12 protein-coding genes are annotated in these 12,115 nt (G+C 66.0%); 6 read left to right on the forward strand and 6 right to left on the reverse strand.

Translation table 11 applies throughout. The features are described 5' to 3' along the window. Positions 1-21: 21 nt before the first annotated feature. The 5 genes from mnmE to ILT42_RS07965 all read left to right on the forward strand — a co-directional run bounded on the left by mnmE (position 22) and on the right by ILT42_RS07965 (position 5,796). Complete coding sequence (gene mnmE, locus ILT42_RS07945) at positions 22-1,332, forward strand: tRNA uridine-5-carboxymethylaminomethyl(34) synthesis GTPase MnmE (protein WP_229428531.1); 1,311 nt, start codon at positions 22-24, stop codon at positions 1,330-1,332. A gap of 171 nt (positions 1,333-1,503) precedes the next feature. Beyond that, positions 1,504-3,384, forward strand: coding sequence for a tRNA uridine-5-carboxymethylaminomethyl(34) synthesis enzyme MnmG (gene mnmG, locus ILT42_RS07950; protein WP_204214898.1), 1,881 nt, complete (start codon positions 1,504-1,506; stop codon positions 3,382-3,384). Next, complete coding sequence (rsmG, locus tag ILT42_RS07955; RefSeq protein ID WP_204214899.1) at positions 3,381-4,004, forward strand: 16S rRNA (guanine(527)-N(7))-methyltransferase RsmG; 624 nt, start codon at positions 3,381-3,383, stop codon at positions 4,002-4,004. Before mnmG ends, rsmG begins: the two co-directional genes overlap by 4 nt. Positions 4,005-4,007: 3 nt before the next feature. Further along, entirely contained in the window at positions 4,008-4,847 is an 840-nt protein-coding gene (locus ILT42_RS07960; protein WP_204214900.1) for a ParA family protein, read from the forward strand. 25 nt (positions 4,848-4,872) lie between these two features. Then, a complete protein-coding gene (locus ILT42_RS07965; protein ID WP_204214901.1) occupies positions 4,873-5,796 on the forward strand; it encodes a ParB/RepB/Spo0J family partition protein in 924 nt (307 codons plus the stop codon). Between the two features lie 6 nt (positions 5,797-5,802). Here the strand turns inward: ILT42_RS07965 and holA are convergent, their stop codons facing one another. From holA to leuS, 3 genes are read right to left on the reverse strand one after another with little or no spacing between them, the layout of a single operon-like run. Beyond that, positions 5,803-6,822 (reverse strand): DNA polymerase III subunit delta, encoded by a 1,020-nt coding sequence (gene holA / locus ILT42_RS07970; RefSeq protein ID WP_204214902.1) that lies wholly within the window; start codon positions 6,820-6,822, stop codon positions 5,803-5,805. 7 nt (positions 6,823-6,829) lie between these two features. Then, a complete protein-coding gene (gene lptE, locus ILT42_RS07975) occupies positions 6,830-7,381 on the reverse strand; it encodes an LPS assembly lipoprotein LptE (RefSeq protein WP_204214903.1) in 552 nt (183 codons plus the stop codon). After that, the gene (leuS, locus tag ILT42_RS07980; RefSeq protein ID WP_407664508.1) at positions 7,368-10,028 is read right to left on the reverse strand and encodes a leucine--tRNA ligase; all 2,661 of its coding nucleotides are present in this window, start codon (positions 10,026-10,028) and stop codon (positions 7,368-7,370) included. The genes lptE and leuS overlap by 14 nt, the downstream gene beginning before the upstream one ends. A gap of 119 nt (positions 10,029-10,147) precedes the next feature. On the opposite strand from leuS, the gene ILT42_RS07985 reads away from it, so the two are divergent. Continuing rightward, positions 10,148-10,816, forward strand: a complete 669-nt coding sequence (locus tag ILT42_RS07985) for a YggS family pyridoxal phosphate-dependent enzyme (RefSeq protein WP_204214905.1) — start codon at positions 10,148-10,150, stop codon at positions 10,814-10,816. A 5-nt stretch (positions 10,817-10,821) separates the two neighbouring features. On the opposite strand, the gene ILT42_RS07990 is transcribed toward ILT42_RS07985, so the two are convergent. From ILT42_RS07990 to ILT42_RS08000, 3 genes are all read right to left on the reverse strand, one after another. Then, positions 10,822-11,241, reverse strand: coding sequence for a type II toxin-antitoxin system VapC family toxin (locus ILT42_RS07990; RefSeq protein ID WP_204214906.1), 420 nt, complete (start codon positions 11,239-11,241; stop codon positions 10,822-10,824). A gap of 1 nt (position 11,242) precedes the next feature. Beyond that, positions 11,243-11,488 carry a type II toxin-antitoxin system VapB family antitoxin gene (locus ILT42_RS07995; protein ID WP_204214907.1) on the reverse strand — a complete coding sequence of 82 codons (246 nt, stop codon included), beginning with the start codon at positions 11,486-11,488 and terminating at the stop codon, positions 11,243-11,245. A 63-nt stretch (positions 11,489-11,551) separates the two neighbouring features. Then, complete coding sequence (locus ILT42_RS08000; RefSeq protein ID WP_204214908.1) at positions 11,552-12,085, reverse strand: L,D-transpeptidase family protein; 534 nt, start codon at positions 12,083-12,085, stop codon at positions 11,552-11,554. Between the last annotated feature and the right edge of the window lie 30 nt (positions 12,086-12,115).

A 12,115-nucleotide genomic window follows, 5' to 3' on the forward strand; every position in this document is an offset into this window, starting at 1 on the left:
CACGCCAGAGTTTCGATGAACATGCACTTTGACGACACCATCTTTGCCGTTGCGTCAGGATCGGGACGCGCCGCCGTGAGCGTCGTGAGGATCAGCGGTCCGGCCTGCCTGTCCGTTCTCGCCGGTCTGACGGGCGGGGTGCCCGAACCGCGGCGGCTGGTCCTGCGCCGCTTGAGGGATCCTGCGGGCGCGGAACTCGACCAGGCGCTCGTGGCCTGGATGCCGGGTCCCAGGAGTTTCACGGGTGAGGACCAAGCCGAACTGCACATTCACGGTGGTCTGGCGAGCCGCGCGGCGGTGCTGCGAACCCTGGGGGCCATCCGGGGTTGCCGCCCGGCTGAGGCCGGGGAGTTCACCCGAAGAGCCTTTCTCAACGGCCGGATGGATCTCACACAGGTGGAGGGCCTCGCGGATCTGATCGACGCCGAGACCGAGGCCCAGCGTCGGCAGGCCCTTCTTCACCTGGAGGGCCATCTGGGACAAGCGGCCGAGCGCTGGCGGCATGCCGGAATCGATATCCTGGCGGCTTTGGAAGCCACCTTGGATTTCTCGGACGAAGACGGCGTACCGGATGACCTGGAGACGAGCGCAGCCGGTCGCCTGTCAGACCTTGTGACCGAGATCGACACCGCGCTAGCGAATCCGGCCGGTGAGCGCCTGCGAGAGGGACTCACCGTGGTGCTGGTCGGCTCGCCCAATGCGGGAAAATCGACCCTTCTCAACGCCTTGGCCCGGCGGGACGTGGCGATCGTGTCGCCAATGGCTGGAACCACGCGCGACGCGATCGAGGTCCGTTGCGACCTCGGCGGGATCGCCGTGACGGTGGTGGATACGGCTGGCCTGCGGGAGAGTGACGACCTGATCGAGCGGGAGGGCGTCCAGCGGGCCCGCGCTCGTGCTCGCACGGCCGACATGGTGCTCTGGCTGCTGGGTCCGGACGATCCGGCGCAAAACCCGCCCGAGGGCCGATCCGTCCTGCGGGTGGCGTCAAAGACCGACCTTGGGGACCGGCGCGCGGATTGCGCTCTCGGAATCTCGGCTCTCACGGGGGAGGGTATGGGAGAGCTGCTGGAGCACCTAAAACGGGACGCCGAAGCTCTCACGGGCGAGGGTGCCGACGCCATCATCACCCGGGATCGCCACCGTTGGGCGCTCGAAGAGGCATCTGGGGCCTTCCATCGGGCCCTCTCGTCCCTGAAGGCCGGCGACGGGCTCGAGCTCGCGACCGAGGATGTTCGCCTTGGAGTTCGGGCCCTCGGGAAAGTGACCGGCCGCGTGGATGTGGAGCACGTTTTGGATCGCCTCTTCGCGGGCTTCTGCATCGGCAAGTGATCCGCCGCATTTTTTTGCGCTGCAGCATATGTCCTGTGTCATTGTGGGACTGTCAGGCAGGTTCCTCTCGAGACCATAATCAGGTACCAGTGAGCCCTCGGCCGACTCGGAATGTTTCACGTGAAACATAGCTTGAGAACCACTCCGACCGATCGGCCCCATGAGATTCAAATGAGTATAAACTTCGATGTCATCGTCGTGGGCGGCGGCCATGCTGGCGCCGAGGCAGCCGCGGCTTCCGCACGCGCCGGCGCCAAAACCGCTCTGGTGACCCAAAAACGCGCCACTATTGGTGCCATGTCGTGCAACCCTGCCATCGGAGGCCTCGGCAAGGGCCACCTCGTCCGGGAGATCGACGCGCTCGATGGGGTCATGGGTCGGATCGCCGATCAGGCCGGCATCCAGTTTCGCCTCCTGAACCGCCGCAAGGGTCCAGCCGTGCGCGGACCCCGCACACAGGCCGACCGGAAGCTTTACGCTCGTGCGATGCAAGACGAGCTGAGCCGCACGCCGAACCTGACGATCATCGAAGCTGAAGCGCACGACATCGCTTTGGAGGAAAACCGCGTCACCGGCCTCATCCTGGGCGACGGTCGCCAATTGAGCACCGGATCGGTGGTCCTGACGACCGGGACCTTTCTCTCCGGACTGATTCATATCGGCGAACGTAAGATCGCCGCCGGGCGCATGGGAGAGGGGCCGGCTCTCGGATTGTCTGCCACCCTGCGGCGCTTCGGCTTCGATCTCGGCCGCCTGAAAACCGGGACGCCGCCGCGGCTCGACGGGCGGACTATCGACTGGGCCTCACTCGACAAGCAAGCGGCCGATGCCGAACCTGTCCCGTTCTCGGCCCTGACGGAACGGATCTCAACACCTCAGATCGAGTGCGGCATCACCCGCACCACAGGGGCGGGTCATGACCTGATCCGCGCCAACCTTCACCGTGCGCCCATGTATTGTGGCGATATCTTGAGCAGAGGCCCTCGCTACTGCCCGTCGATCGAGGACAAGGTCGTTCGTTTCGGCGATCGCGACAGTCATCAGATCTTCCTGGAGCCGGAAGGGTTGGACGACATCACGGTTTATCCCAACGGCATTTCGACCTCGTTGCCGGAGGACGTTCAACAGGCCTTGCTAGAACATATTCCAGGGCTCGAACGCGCCCGCATGATCCAGCCCGGCTACGCCATCGAGTATGACTTCGTGGATCCCCGGAATCTGACAGCCACCTTGGAGACCAAAGCCATCGCGGGCCTGTTCCTGGCCGGTCAGATCAACGGAACGACCGGCTACGAGGAGGCTGCCGCCCAGGGTCTTGTCGCCGGTCTCAACGCGGCGCGCCGGGCAGGGGATCAGACCGGCATCGTCTTCGACCGCGCCGAGTCTTATATCGGTGTGTTGATCGACGATCTGGTCACGCGCGGCGTCAGCGAACCCTATCGCATGTTCACGTCGCGATCCGAGTATCGGCTCAGCTTGCGCACCGACAATGCCGACGAGCGATTGACCTCGAAAGGTCTGGCATCCGGGTGCATCGGCCCGGAACGGGCCCGGCACTACCACGCCGCCCAGGCGGAGCTGATGGATCTGCGTCACCTCTTGAACACCCTGACGGTCACGCCCGGCGAAGCCTTGAAGCAGGGAATCGACCTGAATCGTGACGGCATTCGGCGCACAGCCTATCAGCTCCTGTCCTATCCGGCCCTGCAGTGGAGCGATCTCAGTCGGATCTGGCCCCATCTGGGACAGGCTTCTGCGAAGGTGCGTGAGAGGTTGAAGACCGATGCGACTTACGCGGTCTATCTCGAACGGCAGGATGCCGACATCGCTGCGTATCGTCGCGACGAGGCCATCGTTCTTCGCAGTGATATCGATTTCAAGGCGCTGCCGGGTTTGTCGAACGAGATCAAGCTCAAGCTGGAGACGGTCCGACCCGCGACCCTAGGACAAGCAGCCCGCATCGAGGGAATCACACCTGCGGCGCTGACTCTCTTGGCGGCCCACGTAAAGCGGACGTCCAGATCCGTTGCGGCAGGGGAGACGGTCCGATGACAGATTCGGCGATCCACTCGGTCGCTTCGGTGGATGTTTCACGTGAAACATATGAGAAGCTCCAGCTTTTGGTGTCGGAGCTTCAGCGCTGGCAGGCGATCAAGAACCTCGTCGGTCCCGGAACCCTCGACCACATCTGGAATCGACACATCGAAGACTCACTCCAACTTCTCGCCTATCGCGGCACCGCCGGGCGCTGGTTCGACCTGGGCTCAGGGGCCGGTTTTCCGGGGCTTGTCCTGGCCATCGCGGGGCGAGAGACTGGGCTCGAGGTCGCGCTCGTGGAAAGCAATGCCCGGAAATGCGCTTTCCTGCGTCACGCCGCCCGCGTCACGGAGACGCCTGTGACCATCCTTGAAGCGCGTGTCGAACAGGTGGTCCCAGGTTTCGTCGGGCAGGCCGATATCGTCTCAGCCCGTGCCTTGGCGTCCCTCACACAGCTGATCGAGTGGACCGCCCCGTTGTTGAAAGCGGGCACAACCGGGATGTTTCCCAAGGGCAGGGACCTCCAAACCGAATTGACCGATGCCCGAAAACGATGGACATTCGAGGCCGACATCATGCCCAGCCGGACTGATTCCGAGGCTGGCATCATCCGCATTACATCCTTCGAGACATAAACCATGACGGTTTCCCCTGGCGGAGCGAGTCTCACCACTCAGCTCGGCAAGCCGCGTATTCTGGTACTGGCCAATCAGAAGGGCGGGGTCGGCAAGACGACCACGGCCATCAATCTCGGAACGGCGCTCGCGGCGATCGGCGAGAAGGTGCTGATCATCGACCTCGATCCGCAGGGCAACGCCTCGACGGGTCTCGGGATCGACCGTAAAAGCCGCCAGATCTCGACCTATCACGTCCTCGGCGGCGAAGCCTCCCTCGAGGAGGCCATCACCGAGACCGTCGTGCCCCGGCTCTGCGTGGCGCCGTCGACCCTCGACTTGCTGGGCGTCGAACTCGAGATCGCCAACGAACGCGATCGGGCCCACCGCCTGCGCATGGCCATCAAGGGCCTGATGGCCAAAACCAGCGCCGATCCCTTCACCTATGTGCTGATCGACTGCCCGCCGTCCCTGAACCTGCTCACGATCAACGCTCTCACGGCGGCCGACGCCGTGCTCGTGCCGCTCCAGTGCGAGTTCTTCGCTCTCGAGGGCCTGAGCCAATTGCTCAAGACCGTCGAGCAGGTGCGCACGTCCCTCAATCCGAGCCTGACCATCCACGGGGTCGTGCTCACCATGTTCGACCCGCGTAACAATCTTTCGGGTCAGGTGGTGGCGGATGTGCGTCAGTTTATGGGCAGCAAGGTCTACGAGACGATGATCCCGCGCAATGTGCGTGTGTCGGAGGCGCCATCCCACGGCAAGCCGGTGCTGCTCTACGATCTCAAATGCGCCGGATCGCAGGCCTATCTCCGGCTGGCCTCCGAAATCATTCAACGGGAGCGCGCCCTCCGGGCCGCTTGACCACACAGTCGCGTAAGGGAACATCATGGCGGAAGACGGGGCGAAGCCCAGCAGGCTCGGGCGGGGATTGGCGGCGCTGATCGGCGAGGTCGGCGACGAGATCGGCGTGGTGGAAAAGGGACGGGGTCAAAGACGCGTTCCCGTCGAGTTTTTGCGGCCGAACCCGCGCAACCCGCGCAAGCATTTCGAGGACGGCGATCTCAAGGAACTGGCCCAATCCATCCAGGACCGCGGGATCATTCAGCCCATCGTCGTGCGGCCGATGCCGAAGCTGCCGGATGCGTTCGAGATCGTGGCGGGCGAGCGCCGCTGGCGTGCCGCCCAGCAGGCGGGCCTGCACGAGGTGCCGGTGGTCGTGGTCGACATCGATGACAAGACCTCGTTGGAATATGCCATCCTGGAAAACGTCCAGCGCTCGGACCTGAACCCCGTCGAGGAGGCGCAAGGGTATGAGCGCCTGATGGCCGAGTTCAAATACACCCAGGACAACCTATCCAAGATCATCGGCAAGAGCCGCAGCCACATCGCGAACATGATGCGCCTGATGGACCTGCCGGACGCGATCCGTGCACTGTTGGTCGAACGTAAGATTACGGCCGGCCACGGGCGGGCGCTCCTGGCCGTCAAGGACCCGGTTCGCGTGGCGCAGCGCATTCTCGACGAGGGTCTCAGCGTTCGCGGCGTCGAGGAGATCGCCCAGGCCGACAATGCCGGCAAGGCGGACACCAACCCGAAGGCCGCGCCGAAGTCCCGGAAGGAGAAGGATGCGGACACCCGGGCGCTTGAGGAGGCCCTGCAGAACGTGCTTGGACTCAAGGTCGCGATCGACCACAAGGGTCAGGGCGGGGAGTTGCGCGTGCGCTACGAGACCCTGGAGCAGCTCGACGGGCTCTGCCGGCGCCTGAACACCTCCGGGGATGGAGAAAACGTAAGAATTACAGTGCTTTAAGTTCGGTCAACGGCGCGCCGCGCGGGCGAGGTCCAACAGGGTCTTGACCGCGATGGCGTCGCCGAGATCGGCCATGCGGCGGCTGTCGAGCAGGCTGGCCTGGATCGCCGCGATGGCGCCCCTCAGGTTGGCCGCCGTCCAGCGCTGCAGGTGCCGTTCCATGGCGTCCTTGCGGCGGAAATGCAGGCCGCGCATGCCCTCCACCACGCTCTTCACGGGACGGCCTTCCTCCACCGATTGACGGGCCGGCAGCAGCGCGAGAGCGTGACGCAGGGCGGCCCCCAGGAGCACGGACGCGTGGGTGCCCTCGGCGGCCAGGCGTCGGGAGCCGATTTCGAGCTCGTTTCCGGCCCCCGAGAAAGCCGCGTCGATCACCGCATCCATGGCGAGTCCGGACACGTCGCTGAGGATCGCATCCACGTCGTCCAGGGTGATCTCGCGCTGGCCATGGGCGTAGAGCATGAGCTTGGCGAGTTCGCCGCGTGTGGCGAGCCGGTCCCCGCCGAGACTCGCGAGCAGGGCGGCGCGGGCCTCGCGGGAAATCGAGAAGCCCGCCTCTTTCAGGGCCTCGTCCACCACCGTTCCGAGATTGCGGCCCTCGTCCGCGTAGCAGGGCAGGGCGAGAGCCCGCTGCGACTTCTCGCACACGGCCCGCAGCGGCGAGGATTTCGGGAGATCGCCGCCCTCGATGACGATCACGGTGTCCTGCACCTTCGCGTCGAGCACCGCGTCCACGGCGGGCGCGATGTTGCGGGAGGTGGACTTGATCCAGAGCGCCCGCTTGCCGCCGAACAGCGCCATGGTGCCGGCCTCGTCCACGAGGCGCGCCGGGTCGGCCGCGATGGTGTCGCCGTCGATGCGGATGAGCTGGAACGGGTCGGCCGGATCGGGCACGGACGCTTCCGCCAGCGCGCGGGCGCGCTCGCTCACGAGGCCGATATCGGGACCGTAGAACAGGAAGACCAGGATGTGCGGGTTGGGACGCCGCAGCACCCCGTCCACGTCACCCGCCTTGATGCCCGGCACGGGGGCGTCAGCCCCGCGTCGCCAGGGCGGCGGCGATCTGCGTGCGCACCTGATCGGCCAGGTCTTTCGACACGCGGATCTGCGCGTCCCGGTTGGCCCGGATGCTGGCGAAGCGCTGCTCGAACCGGTCGTAGGTCGCGTTCGAATAGGCGGTGCCGGTGGTGATCGCCCGCGAACCGTCGAGGGTGGTCAGGGTGTAGCGCAGGGTGCTCGACACGGTGGCCGAGAGCGCCCGGCCCGAGACCGAATCGACGATGGGTGTCGCCAGCGCCTGGGTATAGGCCAGGGTCAGCTTGTACTTCTTCGGCGCCGGGACGCCGGAGCCGTTGAGGTTGAAGATCAGCTCGCTGCGCAGATAGTGCTCGACCTGGGCGTATTGGTCGGGAAACTGGTTTTCCGGCACATCGATGGAGGCCATCACGGCCTGAAGGTTCTCGCCGCTCGCGGTCGGGCCGTGAAGCGGCCTGAAGCAGGCCGTGAGGCCCAACGCCATGGCGGCGACGGCCACGACGCGGGCGACCCTGCGGGGGCTGAAAGACGGGACGTTAAACGACGACATTCACGATCCTCTGCGGCACCACGATGAACTTGCGGGCCGGCTTCCCTTCCATAGCCTTTTGCACGGCATCTAGCGAGAGCACGGTGGCCTCGATGGTGGCCTGGTCGGCGTCCCGGGCCACGGTCACGTCCGCGCGCTTCTTGCCGTTCACCTGCACCGGCAACGTGACGGTGTCCTCCACCAGCAGGGACGGGTCCAGCTTCGGCCATGAGGCCTGGGCCACAAGGCCGTCCTGGCCCAGCACCTGCCAGGCTTCCTCGGCCAGATGGGGCATCATCGGGGCGAGAAGCTGCACGAAGATGCGCCCGGCCTCGCGGAAGGCCTCGGCGAGGCCGGGTTCGGATGCCGGTCCGGTGGGGTTGATCTGCTCCTGGAGGGCGTTGGCCAGCTCGTAGAGATGCGCCACGCAGCGGTTGAAGCGCAGGCGCTCCACATCCTCGCCCACGGCGGCGAGCGCCTTGTGGGCGGCCTTGCGCACGGCGGTGCCGCGCGGGCCCGTGGGAGCGGCGCCGTCGGCGGCCCCCGAACGCTCGGCGATCTCGGACACGAGGCGCCAGACGCGCTGCACGAAGCGGGCCGCGCCCTGCACGCCTTCCTCGGTCCAGATCACGTCGCGCTCGGGCGGCGAGTCGGACAGCATGAACCAGCGCGCGGTATCGGCCCCGTAGGACGCGATGATGTCGTCCGGGTCGACGGTGTTCTTCTTCGACTTGGACATCTTCTCGACCGAGCCGATCGTGACCGGCGCGCCGGTCGTGACGTGCACGGCCCGGCGCTGGGAGCCGTCGCTCTCGATGCGCACCTCGCTGGGCTGCACCCAGGTGCCGTCGGACGCCTTGTAGGTCTCGTGCACCACCATGCCCTGCGTGAACAGCCCCGCGAAGGGCTCGCCGTCGCGCACGTTGGAATGCCCGGTCTGATTCATGGCGCGGGTGAAGAAGCGCGAATAGAGCAGGTGCAGGATCGCGTGCTCGATGCCGCCGATATACTGGTCCACGGGCAGCCAGTGGTCGACCACCCCGGGATCCGTCGGCGCGTCCGCCAGATGCGGGTCGGTAAAGCGCGCGAAGTACCAGGACGAATCCACGAAGGTGTCCATGGTGTCGGTCTCGCGCCGGGCTTTCCCGCCGCATTGCGGGCAGCTCACATGCTTCCAGGTCGGATGCCGGTCGAGGGGGTTGCCGGGCACGTCGAAGCTCACGTCCTCCGGCAGCACCACCGGGAGCTGCTCTTTCGGCACCGGCACCACGCCGCATTCGTCGCAATGGATGATGGGGATCGGGCAGCCCCAGTAGCGCTGGCGCGAGATGCCCCAGTCACGCAGGCGGAAGTTGACCTTGCGCTCGGCCACCGGCCGGTTGTGGCGGGTCTCGGATTCCAGGCGGCGGGCGACCTCGTCCTTGGCGGCCTCGATGGTCATGCCGTCGAGGAAGCGCGAGTTGATCATCCGGCCCTCGCCGTCATAGGCGGTGTCGGTGACCGTGAACGTGGCGGGGTCCTGGCCCGGCGGGCAGACCACGGGCGTGTTGCCGAGGCCGTACTTGTTGACGAAATCCAGGTCGCGCTGGTCGTGCGCCGGGCAGCCGAAAATGGCGCCGGTGCCGTAGTCCATCAGGATGAAGTTGGCGACGTAAACCGGCAGGGTCCAGGACGGGTCGAAGGGATGCACCGCGCGGATGCCGGTGTCGAAGCCCAGCTTCTCGGCCTTGTCGATGGCCTCCTGCGCCGTGCCGACGCGCTTGCACTCCTCGATGAAGGCGGCGAGCTCCGGATTGGTCTCGGCCACCGACCGGGCGAGCGGATGATCCGGCGCGAGCGCCAGGAAGCGGGCACCGAACAGGGTGTCGGGCCGGGTCGTGTAGATCTCCAGCTCGCTGTCGCCGTTGGGCGTCGTCTCAGGTGCCAGGGCGAAGCGGACCAGCAGTCCTTCCGAGCGGCCGATCCAGTTGCGCTGCATCAGGCGCACCTTTTCGGGCCAGCGGTCCAGGGTGTCGAGCTTGTCGGAGAGGTCCTGGGCAAAGTCGGTGATCTTGAAGAACCACTGGGTCAGCTCGCGCTGTTCGACCAGGGCGCCCGAGCGCCAGCCGCGCCCGTCGATCACCTGCTCGTTGGCGAGCACCGTCTGGTCCACCGGATCCCAGTTCACCTTGGCGGTCTTGCGGTCGACGATTCCCGCCTTCAGGAAATCGACGAACATGCTCTGCTGGTGCTTGTAATAGGCCGGATCGCAGGTGGCGATCTCCCGGCTCCAGTCCAGGGACAAGCCCATGGATTGCAGCTGGGACCGCATGCTGGCGATATTGGCATAGGTCCATTCCTTGGGATGGACCTTGTTCTGCATGGCGGCGTTCTCGGCCGGCATGCCGAAGGCGTCCCAGCCCATGGGATGAAGGACGTTGAAGCCCCGGGCGCGCTTGTAGCGGGCCACCACGTCGCCCATGGCGTAGTTGCGCACGTGACCCATGTGGATGCGCCCGGACGGGTAGGGGAACATCTCCAGCACGTAGTATTTCGGGCGCGGATCGTCGTTCTTCGTGGCGAACAGATCGTGCTCGTTCCACACCTGGCGCCATTTGGGTTCGGCTTCCTTGGCGTTGTAGCGCTCGGACCTCATCGTTCTCGCATATCCATCAAGCAAAACAGTCATACGGCTTGCGCCGCTCGGTCGCGGCGGACTAGGACACAGGCACGCGGCGCGGTCAACGGGTTCGCGTGCGCGACAGACCGGCTATGAGGCCGCGCCGGAACCGTCTGACAGAGGATCCCATGAGCGACACCCCATCCGTCGAGAACCTGCACGCGGTTCGCGCCGCCATCGGGCGGGCCGCGTCCGATTCCGACAGGGACCCGGCCTCCGTGACCCTGATCGCGGTGTCCAAGACCTTTCCGGCGGAGGCCATCGAGCCGGTGCTGGCGGCGGGCCAGCGGGTGTTCGGCGAGAACTACGTGCAGGAGGCCAAGGCCAAGTGGCCGGCCCTCAAGGAGCGCTATCCCGACGCCGAGGTTCACCTCATCGGGCCCCTGCAATCCAACAAGGCCCGGGAAGCGGTGGCGCTGTTCGACATGATCCACACCCTCGACCGCCCGTCCCTGGCCGAAGCGCTCGCGAAAGAGATCCGGAAGGCCGGGCGCGCGCCGCGCCTGCTGGTGCAGGTCAATACCGGCGAGGAGCCGCAGAAGGGCGGCGTGATGCCGGCCGAGGCCGACGCCTTCCTGGCCGCCTGCCGGGACGCCTACGGCCTGACGGTCGAAGGCCTCATGTGCATCCCGCCCAGCCAGGATCCGCCCTCGCCGCATTTCGGCCTGCTCAACACCATCGCGCGGCGCAACGGATTGAGCACCCTCTCCATGGGCATGAGCGCCGATTTTGACGCCGCGATCCAGATGGGCGCCACCCATGTACGGGTCGGCAGCGCGATTTTTGGCGGACGCTGAAGACCTTAATCGCCCGGCTGACGAAGATCGGTTTCGCTGAACTCGTGACCCTTATGGAGAAGCGGGAGGCCATAATTCTTGGCGCAGGCATAGGCGAAGCAATCGCCCATGTTGAGCTTCGCAGAGGTGCCTCGTCCCTTGCCGTGTCCCTTGCCATAGGTCGCATAGGCCCGGATGGCTCCCGCGCCGATCTCCGGCGTGATGGAGATGGTTCTCACCTTGAGACTGGTCATGAAGGCCATGACGACCTCCAAAGCGTCTTCGACAGGCACGCTCCTCCGGGCTGCGAACCCGGTGACGGCTTCCATGGTCGCGAGAGGCGAGGTGGTCAGTGGGGTCCGGCTCGCTTCGATGCGGCTGAGGAGAGCATCACGATCCGGTTCATTGAGAAGGATGCCGAGAACCGCTGAGGCATCGAGAAACATCTTACTCGCCCCACAACTCGTCGAAGAAGCGCTTATCGTCTTCCGGCGTTGTTGGCTTGCGGGTCCCCATGGCGTCGGCCTTGGCGAGGACGGGTGCCAACAATTCCCGCACACCGAGCTTCTCGGCTTCCTTCTCGATCTCGTGCCGGAGCGCCGTCCGGATCACTTCCGTTTTGGAGACCCGCCGCATCCGGCTGAGATGGTCAATTTGCTGAAGGATTGCCTTATCCTTGATTTGGAGCGCCATAGGATACCCTTCTTCGTAAGGAAGGGTATCCTCACCGGAGGGGCATCGCAAGCCTCCGCGACTCTAGCCGACGATCTCGATCCGCGTCTCCGGCCCGATCCGCTCCAGCAACCGTCTCGCCTTCGCGGGCTCCACCGCGACGCAGCCGGCGGTCGGCTCGAAGCCCGGGCGGGCGAGGTGCAGGAAGATGGCGCTGCCGCGGCCGCGCCGGATCGGCCCGCGATTCCAGGCGATGTCGATCACGATGTCGTAGAGATGATCCTCCCGCCACAGGATCTCGTGGCCCGTCGGGCAGGGCAGGGGGACCGGGCGGTTGTAGCGCCGGTCGGCGGGATCGTCGGACCAGCCGTCCCGGGGCCCGATGGGCCGGAGCCGGAGGCCCGAGCGCGGCCTCGGCCCGTGATCCGCCCGGTAAAACCCTTGCAGGAGAGGGAAAATTCCTACGGGCGAGGCACCGTCGCCCTCGCGCTTGGCGCGGGTGATGCCGGACCGGCCGAGGGCGCAGGGCAGCACCATCGAGCCCGCCACGAGGCGGCCCCGTCTGCGGTCGAGAGGGCAGGGATGGACCCGGAGGAGGCGGAGATAGCGGCGCGTCATGGGCGGCGGCAGGGGCCAAGTTTGGTGGAC

The organism is Microvirga pudoricolor (assembly GCF_016892705.1).
Taxonomy (GTDB): Bacteria; Pseudomonadota; Alphaproteobacteria; order Rhizobiales; family Beijerinckiaceae; genus Microvirga; species Microvirga pudoricolor.

Coding starts and splice junctions, on each gene's coding strand:
- ILT42_RS07965 (WP_204214901.1), top strand. CDS start 4,873: ATGGCGGAAGACGGGGCGAAGCCCAGCAGGCTCGGGCGGGGATTGGCG.
- ILT42_RS08000 (WP_204214908.1), bottom strand. CDS start 12,085: ATGACGCGCCGCTATCTCCGCCTCCTCCGGGTCCATCCCTGCCCTCTC.
- ILT42_RS07960 (WP_204214900.1), top strand. CDS start 4,008: ATGACGGTTTCCCCTGGCGGAGCGAGTCTCACCACTCAGCTCGGCAAG.
- lptE (WP_204214903.1), bottom strand. CDS start 7,381: ATGTCGTCGTTTAACGTCCCGTCTTTCAGCCCCCGCAGGGTCGCCCGC.
- rsmG (WP_204214899.1), top strand. CDS start 3,381: ATGACAGATTCGGCGATCCACTCGGTCGCTTCGGTGGATGTTTCACGT.
- ILT42_RS07990 (WP_204214906.1), bottom strand. CDS start 11,241: ATGTTTCTCGATGCCTCAGCGGTTCTCGGCATCCTTCTCAATGAACCG.
- ILT42_RS07995 (WP_204214907.1), bottom strand. CDS start 11,488: ATGGCGCTCCAAATCAAGGATAAGGCAATCCTTCAGCAAATTGACCAT.
- leuS (WP_407664508.1), bottom strand. CDS start 10,028: ATGACTGTTTTGCTTGATGGATATGCGAGAACGATGAGGTCCGAGCGC.
- mnmE (WP_229428531.1), top strand. CDS start 22: ATGCACTTTGACGACACCATCTTTGCCGTTGCGTCAGGATCGGGACGC.
- mnmG (WP_204214898.1), top strand. CDS start 1,504: ATGAGTATAAACTTCGATGTCATCGTCGTGGGCGGCGGCCATGCTGGC.
- ILT42_RS07985 (WP_204214905.1), top strand. CDS start 10,148: ATGAGCGACACCCCATCCGTCGAGAACCTGCACGCGGTTCGCGCCGCC.